Source organism: Mesorhizobium sp. USDA 4132 (assembly GCF_056279545.1).
In genome coordinates this window covers 188804-206068 of the sequence record NZ_JBWCCP010000001.1, presented here as the reverse complement: position 1 = coordinate 206068, position 17265 = coordinate 188804, and the positions used below count along the sequence as shown (strand labels likewise).

The 17265-nt window shown below is 63.3% G+C and carries 15 protein-coding genes; 11 read left to right on the top strand and 4 right to left on the bottom strand.

The window, feature by feature from the left end; all coding sequences use genetic code 11:
• Positions 1-129: 129 nt before the first annotated feature.
• The 9 genes from rimP to ACZ9IU_RS00895 all read left to right on the top strand — a co-directional run bounded on the left by rimP (position 130) and on the right by ACZ9IU_RS00895 (position 10928).
• Positions 130-720 carry a ribosome maturation factor RimP gene (gene rimP, locus ACZ9IU_RS00935; protein WP_038547899.1) on the top strand — a complete coding sequence of 197 codons (591 nt, stop codon included), beginning with the start codon at positions 130-132 and terminating at the stop codon, positions 718-720.
• 67 nt (positions 721-787) lie between these two features.
• Entirely contained in the window at positions 788-2404 is a 1617-nt protein-coding gene (nusA, locus tag ACZ9IU_RS00930; RefSeq protein WP_038547896.1) for a transcription termination factor NusA, read from the top strand.
• A complete protein-coding gene (locus ACZ9IU_RS00925; RefSeq protein ID WP_038547893.1) occupies positions 2401-3105 on the top strand; it encodes an RNA-binding protein in 705 nt (234 codons plus the stop codon). Before nusA ends, ACZ9IU_RS00925 begins: the two co-directional genes overlap by 4 nt.
• 100 nt (positions 3106-3205) lie before the next feature.
• Positions 3206-6016: a translation initiation factor IF-2 gene (infB, locus tag ACZ9IU_RS00920; protein WP_038547890.1), complete on the top strand. Its 2811-nt coding sequence runs from the start codon at positions 3206-3208 to the stop codon at positions 6014-6016.
• Positions 6017-6252: 236 nt separating this feature from the next.
• Entirely contained in the window at positions 6253-7011 is a 759-nt protein-coding gene (gene kduD, locus ACZ9IU_RS00915) for a 2-dehydro-3-deoxy-D-gluconate 5-dehydrogenase KduD (RefSeq protein WP_038547887.1), read from the top strand.
• 257 nt (positions 7012-7268) lie between these two features.
• Positions 7269-8402, top strand: coding sequence for a tonB-system energizer ExbB (gene exbB, locus ACZ9IU_RS00910; protein ID WP_437179036.1), 1134 nt, complete (start codon positions 7269-7271; stop codon positions 8400-8402).
• Position 8403: 1 nt separating this feature from the next.
• The gene (gene exbD, locus ACZ9IU_RS00905; RefSeq protein ID WP_038547884.1) at positions 8404-8910 is read left to right on the top strand and encodes a TonB system transport protein ExbD; all 507 of its coding nucleotides are present in this window, start codon (positions 8404-8406) and stop codon (positions 8908-8910) included.
• Complete coding sequence (gene tolA, locus ACZ9IU_RS00900) at positions 8907-9887, top strand: cell envelope integrity protein TolA (protein ID WP_038547881.1); 981 nt, start codon at positions 8907-8909, stop codon at positions 9885-9887. Before exbD ends, tolA begins: the two co-directional genes overlap by 4 nt.
• Positions 9888-9938: 51 nt before the next feature.
• Positions 9939-10928: an Ldh family oxidoreductase gene (locus tag ACZ9IU_RS00895; protein ID WP_038547878.1), complete on the top strand. Its 990-nt coding sequence runs from the start codon at positions 9939-9941 to the stop codon at positions 10926-10928.
• Here ACZ9IU_RS00895 and ACZ9IU_RS00890 read toward each other — a convergent pair.
• The 4 genes from ACZ9IU_RS00890 to ACZ9IU_RS00875 form a co-directional block, all read right to left on the bottom strand.
• Positions 10925-12226: an ABC transporter permease gene (locus ACZ9IU_RS00890; protein WP_038547875.1), complete on the bottom strand. Its 1302-nt coding sequence runs from the start codon at positions 12224-12226 to the stop codon at positions 10925-10927. The genes ACZ9IU_RS00895 and ACZ9IU_RS00890 overlap by 4 nt on opposite strands.
• Positions 12223-12912 (bottom strand): ABC transporter ATP-binding protein, encoded by a 690-nt coding sequence (locus ACZ9IU_RS00885; protein WP_038547871.1) that lies wholly within the window; start codon positions 12910-12912, stop codon positions 12223-12225. The genes ACZ9IU_RS00890 and ACZ9IU_RS00885 overlap by 4 nt, the downstream gene beginning before the upstream one ends.
• Positions 12913-12914: 2 nt before the next feature.
• On the bottom strand, positions 12915-13382 hold the full coding sequence (locus tag ACZ9IU_RS00880) for a hypothetical protein (RefSeq protein WP_038547868.1): 468 nt from the start codon (positions 13380-13382) through the stop codon (positions 12915-12917).
• Between the two features lie 81 nt (positions 13383-13463).
• Positions 13464-15215 carry an alkaline phosphatase gene (locus tag ACZ9IU_RS00875; protein WP_038547865.1) on the bottom strand — a complete coding sequence of 584 codons (1752 nt, stop codon included), beginning with the start codon at positions 15213-15215 and terminating at the stop codon, positions 13464-13466.
• Between the two features lie 484 nt (positions 15216-15699).
• Between ACZ9IU_RS00875 and ACZ9IU_RS00870 the strand changes: the two genes are divergently transcribed.
• The gene (locus ACZ9IU_RS00870; protein ID WP_038547862.1) at positions 15700-16323 is read left to right on the top strand and encodes a ribonuclease D; all 624 of its coding nucleotides are present in this window, start codon (positions 15700-15702) and stop codon (positions 16321-16323) included.
• Between the two features lie 15 nt (positions 16324-16338).
• On the top strand, positions 16339-17199 hold the full coding sequence (locus ACZ9IU_RS00865) for a DUF817 domain-containing protein (RefSeq protein WP_038547859.1): 861 nt from the start codon (positions 16339-16341) through the stop codon (positions 17197-17199).
• Positions 17200-17265 lie beyond the last annotated feature (66 nt).

Sequence of the window (17265 nt, the reverse complement as noted above, 5' to 3'; positions counted from 1 at the left end):
GTATATGCACCCCATATTCTTGATCGTCCGATGAAGAGTGGGCCCCACCGGACCCGCTCTTTTTTGTTAGGCGATCACTGTAACCCAGACATTGGGCCCAGCTATGGGGCAATGATTGCCGGAGAGCTTATGCCGCAAACCGAATACGAGCCGCGGCTCATCATCGAGACCGGGCTTGACCTCAGGGTCGCCGAGATCATTGAGCCCGTGCTGACCGCCATGGACTATCGTCTGGTGCGTGTGAGGATGCTGAACCAGAACGGCGCGACGCTGCAGATCATGGCCGAGCGCAACGACGGCACCATGGATGTCGAAGGCTGCGAAGCCGTATCCGTGGCGATTTCGCCGGTTCTGGATGTAGAAGATCCCATCGATCGGGAGTATCATCTGGAAGTGTCCTCGCCGGGCATCGACCGCCCGATGGTCCGCAAGTCGGATTTTGCCCGCTGGCTGAACCATCTGGTCAAATGCGAAACGTCGATCATGATCGACAATCGCAAGCGGTTCCGCGGCAGGATCACCGAAAGCGATGCGGACGGTTTCACGATCGAGCGGGATCAGGTCGCCTATGGCGAGGAACCACGGGTGACGATCCCGTTTTCGGCACTGGCCGAGGCAAAGCTCATTCTGACCGACGATCTGATCCGCGACGCGCTTCGGGCCGACAAGCTCGCCAAGGCGCAGGCCGCGAACCAGAACGAAGAAGCAGAAGACGAATAAACCGAACAGAGACTTGTGCCTTTCCCCAGGAAAGGCCTCATCGTTTGACCTACGGAGACCAACGACAATGGCAGTGAGTGCGAACCGGCTTGAACTTCTGCAGATCGCGGATGCAGTGGCGCGCGAAAAGGTCATCGACCGCGAGATCGTGCTGGCTGCGATGGCCGACGCCATCCAGAAGGCTGCCCGCTCCCGCTACGGCTCGGAAACCAATATCCGCGCCGACATCAATTCCAAGACCGGCGAAATCCGGCTCCAGCGTCTGCTGGAAGTCGTCGATCACGCCGAAGACTATGGCACGCAGATCCCGCTGGCTCTGGCGCTCGACCGCAATGTCGATGCCAAGATCGGCGACTTCATCGCCGACCCGCTGCCGCCGATGGATTTCGGCCGTATTGCCGCCCAGTCGGCCAAGCAGGTCATCGTTCAGAAGGTGCGTGAAGCCGAGCGCGACCGCCAGTTCGACGAGTTCAAGGATCGCGTCGGCGAAATCATCAACGGCACCGTCAAGCGCGTCGAATACGGCAACGTCATCGTCGATCTCGGCCGCGGCGAAGGCATCATCCGCCGCGACGAAATGATTCCGCGCGAGAACATGCGTTATGGCGATCGCGTCCGCGCATACGTCTATGATGTCCGCCGCGAACAGCGCGGTCCGCAGATATTCCTGTCGCGTACCCATCCGCAGTTCATGGTGAAGCTGTTCACCATGGAAGTGCCGGAAATCTACGACGGCATCATCCAGATCAAGTCGGTCGCCCGCGATCCGGGCTCGCGCGCCAAGATCGCCGTGATCTCGAACGATAGTTCGATCGATCCGGTCGGCGCCTGCGTCGGTATGCGCGGTTCGCGCGTTCAGGCGGTTGTCGGCGAGCTGCAGGGCGAGAAGATCGACATCATTCCGTGGTCTCAGGATCCGGCGTCGTTCATCGTCAACGCGCTGCAGCCGGCCGAAGTCGCCAAGGTGGTGCTCGACGAGGATGCCGAGCGCATCGAAGTCGTGGTTCCGGACGAGCAGCTGTCGCTTGCCATCGGCCGCCGCGGCCAGAACGTCCGCCTCGCCTCGCAGCTGACCGGCTGGGACATCGACATCATGACGGAGGCCGAGGAGTCGGAGCGACGCCAGAAGGAATTCAACGAGCGCACCAACCTCTTCATGGACGCCCTCGACGTCGACGAAATGGTCGGCCAGGTGCTGGCTTCGGAAGGCTTTGCCCAGGTCGAGGAACTGGCTTACGTCGATCTCGACGAAATCTCCTCGATCGACGGTTTCGACGAAGACACCGCGACCGAAATCCAGACCCGCGCCCGCGAATACCTGGAGCGGATCGAAGCCGAGATGGACGCCAAGCGCAAGGAGCTCGGCGTCGAAGACGAACTGCGGCAGATCAACGGCCTGAACGGCCAGATGCTCGTCGCGCTCGGCGAAGACGGCATCAAGACGATCGAGGACTTTGCCGGCTGCGCCGCCGACGACCTCGTCGGCTGGAGCGAACGCAAGGACGGCGTGACGAAGAAGTTCGAAGGCCTGTTCTCGAAGTTCGACATTTCCCGCGTCGAAGCTGAAAACATGATCGTCCAGGCCCGCCTGTCGGCAGGCTGGATCACCGAGGAAGACCTCGCAAAGGGTGCCGCCGAGCCGGAAGCCGAAGCGGAGGAGGCGGACGCCGTTGAGCAGGAATGATCCCGCTCGCGAATGAGCCGGACCACAATGATGACGGACCTGTCGATGATGACCTGGGCGAGATCGTCGTGAACGACCGTACCTGCATCGTCACCCGCGAGGCGGGATCACCGGAAACGCTGATCCGCTTCGTGGCCGGCCCGAATGGTCAGGTCGTGCCCGATCTGAAGCGTCAGCTTCCGGGCCGCGGCTGCTGGATCAAGGCTGAACGGTCGCTCGTCGACCGGGCGGTTCAGAAAAAGCTCTTCGCCCGGGCCCTCAAGGCCGAGGCGAAGGCGGATGCGGATCTCGGCGCGCTGGTGGATCGCCTGCTCGCCGCCGATCTCGTCGGCATGATGAACATGGCCCGCAAGGCGAGCCAATTCGTCACCGGCGCAACGAAAGTCGATGCCGCTGTGCGCTCAGGTGCTGCGCTCGCGGTGTTCCATGCGGCCGATGCGGCCGCCGATGGAGTGAGGAAAATAGACCAGGCCCGCAAGGCCTGGAAGCTCGGTTCAAATACCGGGGAAGACATTCCGTCCTTTTCGCTCTTTACCAGCGCGGAATTGGACGAAGTGATGGGCCAGAATGCTTTTATCCATGCCTGCGCGCTTGCGGGGCAGGCGGGTGAGGGTGTAGTGAAGCGCGCAAACCTACTTGAACAGTACCGCATGGGCGGTCTGTCCCAGACAAAAGGTGTCGCTGACATGCCGAAACAATGACGCGGTCACCGGCTTTAGCCGGACGCACATCGATATGTACGGATTAAACGACGGGTTCTGATGGCTTCCATCCGTTCCTGTCCGAAGGAACAGGAACGGAATGACCGACAACAAAGACGATAAGACACTCGGCGTAAAGAAGACCCTTACACTGAAGCCATCTGGGATGAGCCAGGGTACCGTCCGCCAGGACATGGGTCGCGGCCGCACCAAGGCCGTCGTCGTCGAAACAGTCAAGCGGCGGCCGACCCGGCCGCTGGACGAAAAGCCTGTAATCACGCCTGCAGCAGCCCCGGCGCCCGCGCCGCGGGTGGTAGAGGCCGTTGCACAGCCGGCCGCTCCCCAGCGCCCAGCACCGCAGCAGCCGGCCGCTCCGGCAGCGCGCGTCCACCAGCCGGGCTCGCAGAACGCACGGCCGCAGCAGAACCAGCGTCCGCCGCAATCCAATCAGCAGCAGCGCCCGCAGCAGCCTAACCAGCCGCAGCGTCCGCAGCAATCCAGCCAGCCGCAGCGTCCACAGCAGCGTCAGGGCGGCGCGGTCCTGCACGACCTTTCCGCCGGCGAGATGGAAGCCCGTCGCCGCGCTTTGATGGAAGCGCAGGCACGCGAAGTCATCGAGGCCAAGCAGCGCGCCGAAGACGAGGCGCGTCGCCTGGTCGAGGAAGAACGCCGCAGAATAGAGGAAGCCGCCGAGGCTGCCCGCCGCGCTGCCGAACCCAAGGTCGAACCGGTCGAGGCTCCTGCCCCGGCCGAGACGCCTGCACCCGCGGTTGCCGAAAAGCCGGCCGAGCGCGCCGCTGGAGCCGCTACCGCCCGTCCGGGCGAAACACGTCCCCAGGCTCCCCGGCCTGCGGCTCCCGGCGCCGCACCTGCGGCACTGCCGGTTGCCGGCCGCCGCAAGGGCGCTGACGAAGAAGACGAAGATCGCGGCCCGCCGCGTGGCGCACCCGGCCGTGGCCGAGTCCCCGTCGCTGCGCCCGCCAAGGTTCCGGCCCGCCCGAAGACCGAAGACGAACGCCGCCGCGGCAAGCTGACGGTGACCACGGTCAGCACGGACGACGACGGCAATGCCCGTGGCCGTTCGATGGCCGCGACCCGCCGCCGGCAGGAGAAATTCCGCCGCAGCCAGATGCAGGAAACGCGCGAAAAGGTCATGCGCGAAGTCATCCTGCCTGAAACCATCACCATTCAGGAACTGTCGCAGCGCATGTCCGAACGCGCCGTCGACGTCATCAAGTACCTGATGAAGGAAGGCCAGATGATGAAGCCGGGCGACGTCATCGACGCCGACCTCGCCGAGATCATTGCCGGCGAATTCGGCCATACCGTCAAGCGTGTTTCCGAATCCGACGTCGAAGAAGGCATCTTCAACGTTGCCGACGACGAAGGCGAAATGGTTTCGCGCCCGCCGGTCGTCACCATCATGGGCCACGTCGACCACGGCAAGACCTCGCTGCTCGACGCCATCCGCCATGCCAACGTGGTCTCCGGCGAAGCCGGCGGCATTACCCAGCATATCGGCGCCTATCAGGTGGAACAGAACGGCCAGAAGATCACCTTCATCGATACCCCCGGCCACGCCGCCTTCACGGCCATGCGTGCCCGTGGTGCTCAGGCGACGGATATCGCAATCCTGGTTGTTGCAGCCGACGACAGCGTGATGCCGCAGACGATCGAATCCATCGCCCATGCCAAGGCAGCGGGTGTTCCGATCATCGTGGCGATCAATAAGATCGACAAGCACGAAGCCAACCCGGACAAGGTTCGCCAGCAGCTTCTGCAGCACGAAGTGTTCGTGGAATCGCTCGGCGGCGAAGTGCTCGACGTCGAAGTGTCGGCCAAGAACAAGGTCAATCTCGACAAGCTGCTCGAAGCCATCCTGCTGCAGGCCGAAATCCTCGACCTCAAGGCTGATCCGAGCCGGACGGCCGAAGGCATCGTCATCGAAGCCCAGCTCGACCGTGGCCGCGGCGCGGTTGCGACCGTGCTCGTCCAGAAGGGCACGCTGAAGCCGGGCCAGATCATCGTCGCCGGCGATCAGTGGGGCCGTGTACGCGCGCTCGTCAACGACAAGGGCGACCATGTGAAGGAAGCCGGTCCGGCCATGCCGGTCGAGGTGCTCGGTCTTTCCGCCACTCCGGCCGCCGGCGACAGGTTCGCCGTGGTCGAGAGCGAAAGCCGTGCCCGCGAGATTTCCGAATATCGCCAGCGGCTTGCCCGCGACAAGGCGGCTGCCCGCCAGTCCGGCCAGCGCGGTTCGCTCGAACAGATGATGAGCCAGCTCCAGAATACCGGCTTGAAGGAATTCCCGCTGGTCATCAAGGGTGACGTGCAGGGTTCGATCGAAGCGATCATCGGCGCACTGGACAAGCTCGGCACCGACGAAGTGCGTGCCCGCATCGTTCATTCGGGTGCCGGCGGCATCACCGAATCGGATATCTCGCTTGCCGAGGCATCCAATGCGGCGATCATCGGCTTCAACGTCCGCGCCAATCCGCAGGCACGAACAGCCGCTGAACGCGAAGGTCTCGAGATCCGCTACTACAACATCATCTACGATCTGGTGGATGACGTGAAGCAGGCGATGTCGGGCCTTCTCTCTCCGGAACGCCGCGAAACCTTCATCGGCAATGCCGAGATTCTGGAAGTGTTCAACATCACCAAGGTCGGCAAGGTCGCCGGTTGCCGTGTCGTCGAGGGCAAGGTCGAGCGTGGAGCGGGCGTCCGCCTTATCCGCGACAACGTCGTTGTCCACGAAGGCAAGCTCAAGACGCTCAAGCGCTTCAAGGACGAAGTCAGCGAAGTGCCGATGGGCCAGGAATGCGGTATGGCGTTCGAGAATTACGAAGACATGCGCGCAGGCGACGTCATCGAATGCTTCCGCGTGGAGCATATCACGCGCTCGCTGTGACCTCCGGCGAACAGCCCGAACAATTACAGGAGCCGCCCGTGACCTTCACGGGCGGCTCCTGGCATTTTGGGTATTCGGTTTCTCGTGAGGAACTGGCCGATGAGGCCCCGTATCTCTCAATCCATAGCCCCCACGGGGCCGACCTCGATATGGTAAAAATTTTCAGCTTCAACCGGAGAGCTCGCGACGGTAAGCATCTACCTATATCCGCATTTTCAGTTTCCGAGGAGGACAACATGCCGATTTCATTCGACCTGACGGGCAAGACGGCGATCGTTACCGGCGCCAATACGGGCCTTGGCCAGGCGATATCCGTGGCGCTGGCGCAGGCCGGCGCTGACGTGGCGCTGGTCGGACGCTCCTCGATGGCCGAGACGGAAGCCGCAGTCAGCGCGGCGGGTGGGCGCAGTCTGTCGATCCAGGCGGACCTTTCGACGCTCGAGCCGGTTGATCGGGTCATCAGCGAAACGGTCGCATGGACGGGGCGTGCCGATATCCTCGTCAACAATGCCGGGATCATCCGCCGGGCCGATGCGATCGATTTCACCGAGGCCGACTGGGACGCGGTGATGGACGTCAACCTGAAGACCGTGTTCTTCCTCTCCCAGGCGTTTGCACGCCGGCTGATCACCGAGGGCAAGGCCGGCAAGATCGTCAACATCGCCTCGCTGCTCTCCTTCCAGGGCGGCATCCGCATCCCTTCCTATACCGCCTCGAAGAGCGGTCTCGCCGGCCTGACCCGATTGCTCGCCTGCGAATGGGCTGGCAAGGGCATCAACGTCAACGCCATTGCGCCGGGTTATTTCTCGACCAACAATACCGAGGCACTGCGTAACGACCCGGACCGCAACGCGGCAATCCTCAGCCGTATTCCGGCCGGACACTGGGGCCAACCGGAAGAGCTCGGCGGAGCCGCCGTATTCCTCGCCTCGCCGGCCTCCGACTATATCCATGGCATCGTGCTGCCGGTCGACGGCGGCTGGTTGGCGCGGTAGACGTCCGTCAGCGCAATTTTCCGGCACAGGGAATGCCGATCCAGCGCAAATGGGGTAATGATCCCGTCCCGCATTAATGTGATCGGCATTCTCAAGATTTATTAGTTGCCATTTCTACTCATGTTTATTATCCGGTAGCTGCAACATCGCGAACCCGGCGGCAGTGGCCGGCGGCGTTCCGATGCCCGTTTCCGTCATCGTCGACCTGGCGCTCCGGCGCTGTCCGCGATGACGAACAGTCCGGAGTATCGCCTGCCATGACCGCTGCCCTGAAGCCCGCCTTTTCGATGCGCCAACCGATGAGGAGCCGGGTTCCGATGGCTCTCGCGGCACTGGCAATAACGGCTTCGATGGTGATGGCACAGACGCCGGCTCCGGATGCGTCAACGCAAGCGCCGCCCCCACCGCAGGCGACCTCACCTTCCGGTGCACACCCGACGCAGGCGGCTCCCGCTCCTGCCGCGCAGGCAGCGCCTACAACCTCCCGCACGGCGCCGAATGAGCCGGCAGCTTCCGCCCCGCAACCCGCCGTTCCGACGGGAGCACCGGCGAGCAATGCTGCCCAGCCAACGCCTGCCGGCCCGGCGCAGACCCCGGCTCAGCCGCCGGCGGCCCGCCAGCCGATCGACATGTTCACGCAGTTCCTGGAGCCTGGACAGCGTTCGGACCTGCCGCACAACCTTTCGCCCTGGGGCATGTTCATGGCGGCCGACTGGGTCGTCAAAAGCGTGATGATCGGGCTCGCATTCGCGTCGCTGACCACCTGGACCGTCTGGCTCGCCAAAACGCTGGAGCTTGCAGGCGCCCGCACCCGCGCCGCTCGGACGCTGAAGGTCATCCGCACCTCCCGCACGCTTTCGGAGGCCGTCGGCGCCGCTGGCGGCCGCGGCGGTCCGGCCGCGCTGATGCTGCGATCCGCGGCAGAAGAAATGCAGCTTTCAGAAGCGGCCCTCGACCATGCCCATGGCGACGGCGTGAAGGAGCGGGTCGGCTCGGCGCTTTCCCGCATCGAGGCCTATGCGGGCCGGCGCATGTCGCGCGGCACCGGCGTGCTTGCAACGATCGGCTCCACCGCCCCGTTCGTCGGCCTGTTCGGCACCGTCTGGGGCATCATGAACGCCTTCATCGGCATTTCGGAATCGCAGACCACCAACCTTGCCGTCGTCGCGCCCGGCATTGCCGAAGCGCTGCTGGCGACCGCGATCGGCCTCGTCGCGGCCATTCCGGCGGTCGTTATCTACAACGTCTTCGCCCGTTCGATCACCGGCTATCGGCAGCTGCTGGCGGATGCCGCGGCGGGTGTGGAACGGCTGGTGAGCCGCGACCTCGATTTCCGCAAGGTTCCTCCGGGCAGCCGCAAGGCGCCGGTCTCGCTGGTGGCAGGAGGCTGACATGGCCGGCGGCATCCGCGAACAGCACGGCGACGAGCTTTCCGAAAACCACGAGATCAACGTGACGCCTTTCATCGACGTCATGCTGGTGCTGCTGATCATCTTCATGGTGGCGGCGCCGCTGGCGACCGTCGACGTCAATGTCGACCTTCCCGCCTCGACCGCAAAGCCCGCCGAACGACCGGAAGAGCCGCTCTACCTGACGGTCAAGGAAGACCTGAGCCTCAATATCGGCAATGACGCGGTGGCGCGCGAGCAGCTTGCCGCGACCCTCGACCGGGTAACCGAGGGCAAGAAGGACACCCGCGTGTTTCTGCGCGCGGACAAGGCGGTCGACTACGGCCAGTTCATGGAGGTCATGAACCTGCTGCGCGATTCCGGCTACCTCAAGATCGCGCTGGTCGGGCTTGAAACGCTCCCGGCACCGGCCGCCCCAGCCGCGATGTCGCCCGCTGGAAACGCTCCTGCGGCCGCACCCGCCGTACCGGCGACCGGAGGCAATCCATGAGCCTCGTCGTCTCGCAGACAGGTCCGGGCGGACGCGTCGGCGAGCTGGCGCTGTGGGGCGCTGCCGGACTGCTGATGCTGACGGTGCATTTCGGCGCCGCGGCCTATCTGATGCGCGAACAACCGGAGGTGCCCGCCGACAACGCACCGCCGGCAGCGATCATGATCGAGCTTGCGCCAGAGCCGGAAGCCGCCAATCCCGAGGAAGAGCAGATCTCTCCTGACATGCAGGAGCAGGAACAGGTGATGAGCGAGCAGGCGGAGCCTGTCGAGGAACCGCAGCCGGAGCCCGTTGAGCAGCCGAGACCCGAACCGACGCCCGAGCCCGTTGCAGAACCTGTCGAGCAGCCGGTCGAACCACCGCTGCAGGAAGTCGCCGAGCCGGTCGAGCCTGAACCGGTGCAGCCGCCCGTGGCGGAGCCACCACCGGAGCCGATCGAGGAGATCAAGCCGGTCGAGGAACAGATGACGGCGGCGCTCGAAAATGTCGAAGTGCCGTTGCCGGTAGTGCGGCCCCTGCCGCCGGTCGCGGAAAAGCCGCCGGAACAGCCGAAAAAGCCGGAGGCCAAAAAGGAACCGGTGAAGAAGGTCCAGAAGCCGAAGCAACAGCAGCAGCAGCAGGCCCGTCCGGACATGGCCGAGGCAAAGATCCAGGCAAAGCAATCGGACCGCACGGCCGCCAGCCAGAATTCCACCAGCTTATTTTCGTTGTCGGTTTCGCCGCAGCAGTGGATGACGCGCGTGAGAACGAAGATTGCTCGCTACGCCCGCAAATGCCCCGGCAACGGAACCGGCATCGTTACGGTCCGCTTCAGCTTCGACGGCAGCGGCAACATCGGCAATGTCTCGGTCGCTGGGTCGTCGGGCAACGCGTCTATCGACGACTATGTCGCATCGGCTGTCCGACGTGCTTCGCCCATCCCTGCGCCGCCTTCCGGTGTTGCAAGTTCACTCAGCCAGCCGGTAAAGTGCGAATAACCGCCTGATTTCCTCGCGGCGTTCGTCCCCGAACCAATCTGGATCTCCAGCATGCACATCACTCTCCCAGAAGCCGAAACGCTTGTTCAGAGCGTTTTCGAAGCCAATGGCGTTCTTGCCGATACCGCCCGATCCGTCGCCCATGCGCTCGTGCATGCGGAAGCTGCCGGACAGTACGGTCATGGCCTGCGCCGCGTTCCCGCCTATATCGGCCAAGCTCGCTCCGGCAAGGTCAACGGCAAGGCGAGACCCGTCGCCACCCGGCCGCGTCCGGCGGCGCTCGTCGTCGATGCGGCGCTCGGTTACGCCTACCCGGCCTTCGATATCGCAGTCGCCGAGCTTCCGAAAATCGCGCGGGAACAAGGCATCGCGCTCGGTGCCATCCATCGCTCTCACCATGCGGGCGTCATGGCGCTGACCGTCGAGCGGTTTGCCGAGCAAGGCCTTGTGGCGCTGATGTTTGCCAATGCGCCGGCCTCGATGGCCGCCTGGGGCGGCAGGAAGCGGCTGTTCGGCACCAACCCGATCGCCTTTGCGACGCCGGTTGCCGGCGAGGATCCGCTGGTCATCGATCTCGCGCTTTCGACCGTCGCCGCTGGCAAGATCATGGCGGCACGCCAGAAGGGCGAGAGCATTCCGGAAGGCTGGGCCTTCGATGCCAACGGCAAGCCCACCACCGATCCGCACGCGGCCCACAAGGGCCTGATGGCGCCCTCGGGCGGCGCCAAGGGTGCGGCGCTGGCGCTGATGGTGGAGGTCCTGTCGGCCGGCCTGACCGGATCTAACTTCTCCTACGAGGCAAGCTCGTTCATGGACGAGAAGGGTCCGCCGCCCTCGGTCGGTCAGACGCTGATTGTCATCGATCCTTCCGCAAGCACCGCCTCGGCTGCCGAGCGGATCGCCGAACTTGCCCACGAGATGGCCTCCGAAGAGGGCGTTCGCCTGCCCGGCCGGCGCGGCCAGAACGCACGCCGGAAGGCGATCGAGCAGGGGCTCGATGTCGAGGACGAGGTGATTTCGGCGATTGGCGCGCTGACCTAGGCCCGCAGCGCTGCCGCCGGCGACTGGCGGTAGGCGAGAACGGCCGGCACGGCGGACAGAACCGCCGATGCGGTAAGCAGGATCAGCGCCATGCGCAGGTCCTCGCCGACAAAGCCGACCGGCAGGATGATGCCGCTCTTGACGGTGAAGGCGTTGGCGATCAGCCGGGCAGCGGCGAGGCCGGTCAGGAAGCCGAGGCCGATGCCGAGCGCGACCAGCAGGAAGAGCTCGAACCAGACGATTGCGAAAACCGACAGCCGCGGCGCGCCAAAAGCCCGCAGCGCACCAATCTGGCGCCGACGCTGGCCGATATGGGTGATGGTGACCAGGACCAAGGCTGCCGCCACCAAGCCCTGCGATCCGGCGGCCACGGCGCTCAGCACCATCTTGGCATCACCGAGCGTCGCATAGAGGCTGGTCAGCACCTCGCCCGGGAAAACCGCGAGCGTATTGCCGTTGCGGTATTCCTGGCGGAGCTTGTAGGCATCGGCAATCGTCTTCGGCTTTACGAGGACCGCCGGAAGACCGGGGGCATCGGCGGCGAAATTCTCGTCGATCGCCGCATCCGCATCGATGGACCCGTGATGATCGTGATCCTCGTCGGCATGCTCATCCGCAGCGGCCGCGGCCTGCGTTACCTGTGCTGCTCCGCCTTCGTGATGCTCTTCGTCCTCGTGCTCGTGCTCATGATCGTGGCCGAGGCCGTGGACGTGCCAGACCGCCTGGATCGGCACCAGAATGGCTCGATCCCAAGGCGTCCCCGTCGGCGGCAGCTTGCCGGTGACGTGGTATACGACGCCCGCATGGGTCTCGCCGCCCATCGCCGCCGTGCCGTGCATGGGCTTGATTTCGGCCCCGACCGGCAGCTTCACTGCCGCCCCGACCACCGCCTCGCCCTCTTTCTCGAACATGCGGCCTGCGGCGAAACCGGAAACGGTGCTGCCGATCAGCGCGCGGGTCGTCCCGACCAAAGGGTAGCCGGCGAAGGAATCGCCGAACCCGACCGGCGCCACCCAGGCGACACGCGGATCCTTCGAGAGTTTTGCCAGCACCTCGCCCGGCATCAGCGGCAGCGGCGCCGGCTGCAGGAAGATCGAAGAGAGCACGAGCTGGGTTTCGCTGCCGGCCGCGCCGATCACCAGATCGAACTTGTCGGCGGCGCGGGCGCTGCCGAGCCGCAGGGCGCGCTCTTGCAGCGTGACGGTGACGCCGAGGGCGGTGGCGAGCGCAACCAGCAGCACAACCACCACAGCGCCAAGCCAGAGGCGGCGCAGATCAGCGGCGATGAAGCGGATCATGCCGCGACCTCTTCGCGAAAACTGTCGGAAATGATACGGCCGGCGCCAAGCGTGATGCGGCGATCGAGCCGGTCGATCAGGCGCTGATCATGGGAAACGACAATCAGAGTGCTTCCGGTTTCGCCGGACATATCCAGAAGCAGCCGGCCGACCGTCTCGCCAGCCTCCACGTCAAGGCTGGCGGTCGGTTCGTCGGCAACGATCACGCCCGGCTTGCGTAACACCGCACGAGCGATCGCCACACGCTGCATCTCGCCGCGTGACATGGTCTCTATCTTCTGGCCCGGACGGGAAAGGCCTACGCTTTTGAGGAGGTCGTGGGCACGGACGATCAACGCCGCATCGGCGACACGGGCCAGCCGCGCCGGCAGAAGCACGTTCTCGACCGCCGAGAGGCCGGGAAAAAGATGGAGATCCTGCATCACGAGGCCGACATGTTCTGCCCGCCAGCGGTCGCGCGCGGTCTCGGAAAGCCGGGCGACATCCTCGCCGCTCCAGACGACCTTTCCGGAGGTGGGGCGCTCAAGCCCGGTGATCACGTTGATGAACGTGCTCTTGCCGGACCCTGAACCGCCGGTGACGGCAACGCGCTCGCCGGCGGCGATCGTCAGAAAATCGACCAGCAAAACCGGGCTGTTCAGCCCGGGGAACGACATGGCCAGATTGTCTATGCGCAAGGAAAGCATGTTCACGCGCCCTGATATGCCGCGTCGCGGATCCTCAGGAGGCTGACAAATCCGGTATCTGGATCTCTCCAGGAGCCGACCTCAAGCGTGCCGCGCACCTCGATCGTTTCGTTCGCCTGGGTGAATGTCTGCTTGCGGTGGAGGTAGATGACGACGATATTGTCCGGCCAGTCCGCATCTGAGGAGCAGAAGGGGCAAAGCGCCATCGGCACTTCGGTCAGCACGAAGAAAGCCGCTTCCGCTTTCAGCGGCGGCGCCATGAACCCGCGGATCGCCACTTCGCGGCCCGCCAGCTTCTTCACCTTGTCGGAAAATTCCAGGCCGAGAACGCTGTACCTGCCATAGAGTTCGTTAAAACCGAGGTCATCGGCAGCGGCGGCGGAACGGGCTGCCGCAAGCAGCGGAGCTGCGGCGGCGGCCAGGCCGAGCACGGAGCGGCGGCTGAAACCCTTTGAAAAGAGCTTTTCCATGAAACCCTCCTGAAACGCTATTCCCGGCCGCGTTTCGGCCGGGAGCGTTGTTCTACCACGGGTGCGGCGGGGCGTCAGACCTTAGTTGGTCTGCTTGGTGCCGAGCGCGAAAGTATCGGCGAGCACCTTGTAGATGTCGCTTTCTTCCATATAGCCCTTGAAGCCTTCCGAACCGGGGCCGGACGACTGCAGGACGACGTCGTCGACGGAGTGAACGCCGCTGTCGCTGCTCTTCGGGAGATTGCCCTGAACGAAGACCGCGCCAGGCACGTTCTTGTATTGCTCATTGGCAACGTATTCCTTCTTCTCGTTCTGGATCGCCGGAACGAACGGGCCATCCATTTTCGGGCGGAAGGTTTCGTAGTGGTCCGGGCCGTTGGTGGCGGCAAGGAACAGCCGGCGCGAAACGTCGATCTTGTCCGGATAACCGTCGCCGTTTTCGTCCTTGTAGTTGGGGAAGCCGGCTTCGGCATAAGTGCCGACCTTTTCGCGCATCTCGGTGCCCGGCTTGTCGTCGTCAACCGTGCCGATGATCGAAACGCCATGGGTGTGGTCGCCGGTGACAACGATCAGCGTGTCGGGATGGGTCTTCTGGAATTCGCGGGCAACCGCGATCGCTTGGTCGAATTCGATGGTTTCGATGACGGCACGGTCCCAGTCGAGCGGATGGGACATCTTGTCGATCGAGGATCCTTCGACCATCAGGAAGAAACCATCCTGATCCTTGGAAAGACGATCGAGGGCGACCTTGGTCATGGCGACCAGACCCGGCTGGTTCGGATACTTTTCGACGGTTCCCTTCTTCAGGAATTCGCGGTCAAGCGTGACGTCCATGTTGCCAGGATGGAAGAGGCCGAGCAGCAACCCATTGGCGTTTGCGCCGGCTGCAAGTTCGTTCTTGTCGGTGGCCAGCGTGTAGCCGGCATCCTTGAAGAGCTTGACATAATCCTTGTCGTCCTTGCGCTTCGAGCCGGCAGTCGCCTGCGGCAGGAAATACGCAGAACCGCCGCCGAGCACCACGTCCGGCTTGACGCCTAGCAGCATGCCGACGACATCGGCCTTGTCGTTGCGGTTACGGGTGTGGGAGACGACGGCGGCAGGCGTCGCGTCCTCGATTTCGGAGGTGGCGACGATACCGATCGACTTGCCGGTCTGGCGGCGAAGTGCTTCAGCAATCGTTTCGACCTTGGGGTCGTCCAGCGAGTCCGGCGTGCGGTCGGCATAAACGCCGATCGCGTTCACGGCGGTCTTGTGACCGGTCATGTAGGCCGACATCGTGTTGGCCGAGTCGGTGTCGACGGCGTTGGTCGCCGAGGTGCCGACGAAGGCCATGTGATCGAGGTCGTCCATGGCGAGACGGCCGTTGGCCTTGCCTTCGGTCATGCCCTTGGACATGATGCGGGCAGCTGTGCGATGCGCGACCGAAAGGCCATCGCCGAGCATGAAGATGATATTCTTGGCCTTCGGGGCAGAACCCGTGCCGTAGACATTCCAGGTGACGGTCTTGGTCTCGGAACCGGCCGAAATCTCGACCTTGTAATCGCCGGCGGTGGCGATGGTCAGGCCGCGCAGGATGACGGCAGAACCGAGGATCTTGTCCTTGTTCTTTTCTTCCGCAACGAACTGGACTTCCTTGCCGAGAACAGTCTTGTAATCCTGGCCATTGACGGTGATCTTGACATCTTCCGGCTTAACGACGGAGTTGAACTCGACCTTGAAATCGAAGGGGGAGCCGCTGAGGATCGTGGCGCGATCCAGCGGATAAACGGTGGCAGCCTGGGCGGCGCCGGCCAGCGCGGTCGAAACGACCAGAGCGGCAAAAATCTTGCGCATAGTAACCTCACGAAAAGTTCAAAGGGAAGGCGAGGTTTCGTATATCGGCGGTGCGTGACACCTACGTGACGCCAATCACAGATCGCGGCACCTCGGCTGTCGTAAGGCAAAAACAATGTTTTGAAGGAAATCCTGCTCCAGAAACGGGAAAAGCCTGGCGCGGGAGGAGGGTGCGCCAGGCTTTAAACTTGATCGACAACTGGGAGGAGGAGGATGTTGTCGATCCGTATCAGGCAACACTGGGAGGAGGAGTGCGTCGCCCGATGGCCAAACATATAGGCTAATCGTTTAAGCAGGCCAAGCCACTTGGTTGCAATGCAGCAATGCGTTAGGCGCAAGGCTGAGCAAATGCCCGCGCAGAATTCGATCGCTCATTGAAACACATATATGAGCGCAAGCGGTGCGGCCTTCCCAAGATCACCATATCCCTGGCCGAAAACGTGGTTTATAGCGAATCTTTGCAGACAGGCAGACGGAGACGGACATGGCAGAGATCAGGTATCATGAAAGCGATATTCCGGCAGTCGCTGCAGCCCGGTATACCGGGGCGATCGCCATCGATACGGAAACGCTCGGCCTCGTGCCGCGCCGCGACCGGCTGTGCGTCGTACAGCTTTCGCCGGGCGACGGTTCGGCAGACGTGATCCGCATCGCGGCCGGGCAGAGCGAGGCTCCCAATCTCGTCGCCATGCTCGCCGATCCGTCGCGCCAGAAGATCTTCCATTACGGCCGCTTCGACATCGCCGTGCTCTTCCATACGTTCGGCGTGACCACGACGCCGGTGTTCTGCACCAAGATCGCCTCGCGGCTGACCCGCACCTACACGGACCGGCACGGGCTCAAGGACAATCTCAAGGAAATGCTCGACGTCGACGTTTCCAAGGCGCAGCAGCAATCCGACTGGGCAGCCGAGGTGCTTTCGCCGGCGCAACTCGAATATGCGGCCTCCGACGTGCTCCACCTGCATGCGCTGCGCGACAAGCTGACCTACCGCCTCGTGCGCGACAAGCGCGCCGAACTGGCCCAGGCCTGTTTCGAATTCCTGCCGACGCGGGCGAAGCTGGACCTGCTGGGCTGGGAAGAGGCCGATATCTTCGCCCATAGCTGATGGGCTGACCGGCGGATGGATCAAGGCTATCGCGAACGACCGGCGGCACACGAGACCGGGCCTTATCTAGAGCCGCTGCGAATTGTTATTCGCAGCGCACTGGCACCGCTTCCGTGGTGGCTTTCAGAATTCATCCTGTTCGGCCTGAAACAGGCCTGGGCCTGCCTGTTCGCGGCGATGATGCTGGCGCTGCTGCTCATCACCAAAGTCATCTGGCAACCGGGTTGGCCGGTCCATCGCTACGATTTCCTGTTCCTCGCCGCCCTGACGGTCCAGATCTTGTTCCTGCGCTTCAAGATGGAAAGCTGGGAGGAAGCCCGGGTCATCCTCGTCTACCACGTCACGGGAACCGTGATGGAGATATTCAAGGTCCATATGGGGTCATGGGCCTATCCGGAAACGTCGCTTCTCCAGATCGGCGGCGTGCCGTTGTTTTCCGGCTTCATGTATGCGGCAGTCGGCTCCTTCATGGCCCGCACGATCCGCATCTTCGACATGCGCTTCAGCCATTATCCGCCAATTTGGCAGACAGGGCTTCTGGCGATCGCCATTTATGCCAATTTCTTCAGCCATCATTTTCTGCCGGACATCCGCTATCTTCTGTTTGCGGCGACCGTGATCGTGTTCCGGCGGGTGAACATCCATTTCACCACCGACAGGACGACTTTGCGGATGCCGCTGGTGCTTGCCGCGTTTCTTTCCTCGGCCTTCCTCTGGCTTGCGGAGAATATCGGAACGCTGACGGGCACCTGGATCTATCCGACACAGAAGACCTGGCACATAGTATCCTTCGGCAAGCTTGGATCCTGGTATCTGCTTCTCTACGTGAGTTTTGTGCTGGTGACGCTGGTGGTGAAGCCGCGGCCGCCCGAATAGATAAAGGGTGACATAAGTTCTAGCCACCCGGTAACGTCTCGTTAACCCTTCAAATCTAGTTTTGCT

Excerpts from the sequence above, each read along its gene's own strand:
- exbD (WP_038547884.1), top strand. The coding sequence starts at position 8,404 with ATGGCCGGCGGCATCCGCGAACAGCACGGCGACGAGCTTTCCGAAAAC.
- tolA (WP_038547881.1), top strand. The coding sequence starts at position 8,907 with ATGAGCCTCGTCGTCTCGCAGACAGGTCCGGGCGGACGCGTCGGCGAG.
- nusA (WP_038547896.1), top strand. The coding sequence starts at position 788 with ATGGCAGTGAGTGCGAACCGGCTTGAACTTCTGCAGATCGCGGATGCA.
- ACZ9IU_RS00895 (WP_038547878.1), top strand. The coding sequence starts at position 9,939 with ATGCACATCACTCTCCCAGAAGCCGAAACGCTTGTTCAGAGCGTTTTC.
- ACZ9IU_RS00880 (WP_038547868.1), bottom strand. The coding sequence starts at position 13,382 with ATGGAAAAGCTCTTTTCAAAGGGTTTCAGCCGCCGCTCCGTGCTCGGC.
- ACZ9IU_RS00890 (WP_038547875.1), bottom strand. The coding sequence starts at position 12,226 with ATGATCCGCTTCATCGCCGCTGATCTGCGCCGCCTCTGGCTTGGCGCT.
- ACZ9IU_RS00865 (WP_038547859.1), top strand. The coding sequence starts at position 16,339 with ATGGATCAAGGCTATCGCGAACGACCGGCGGCACACGAGACCGGGCCT.
- ACZ9IU_RS00925 (WP_038547893.1), top strand. The coding sequence starts at position 2,401 with ATGATCCCGCTCGCGAATGAGCCGGACCACAATGATGACGGACCTGTC.
- kduD (WP_038547887.1), top strand. The coding sequence starts at position 6,253 with ATGCCGATTTCATTCGACCTGACGGGCAAGACGGCGATCGTTACCGGC.
- ACZ9IU_RS00885 (WP_038547871.1), bottom strand. The coding sequence starts at position 12,912 with ATGCTTTCCTTGCGCATAGACAATCTGGCCATGTCGTTCCCCGGGCTG.
- ACZ9IU_RS00870 (WP_038547862.1), top strand. The coding sequence starts at position 15,700 with ATGGCAGAGATCAGGTATCATGAAAGCGATATTCCGGCAGTCGCTGCA.
- infB (WP_038547890.1), top strand. The coding sequence starts at position 3,206 with ATGACCGACAACAAAGACGATAAGACACTCGGCGTAAAGAAGACCCTT.
- ACZ9IU_RS00875 (WP_038547865.1), bottom strand. The coding sequence starts at position 15,215 with ATGCGCAAGATTTTTGCCGCTCTGGTCGTTTCGACCGCGCTGGCCGGC.
- rimP (WP_038547899.1), top strand. The coding sequence starts at position 130 with ATGCCGCAAACCGAATACGAGCCGCGGCTCATCATCGAGACCGGGCTT.
- exbB (WP_437179036.1), top strand. The coding sequence starts at position 7,269 with ATGACCGCTGCCCTGAAGCCCGCCTTTTCGATGCGCCAACCGATGAGG.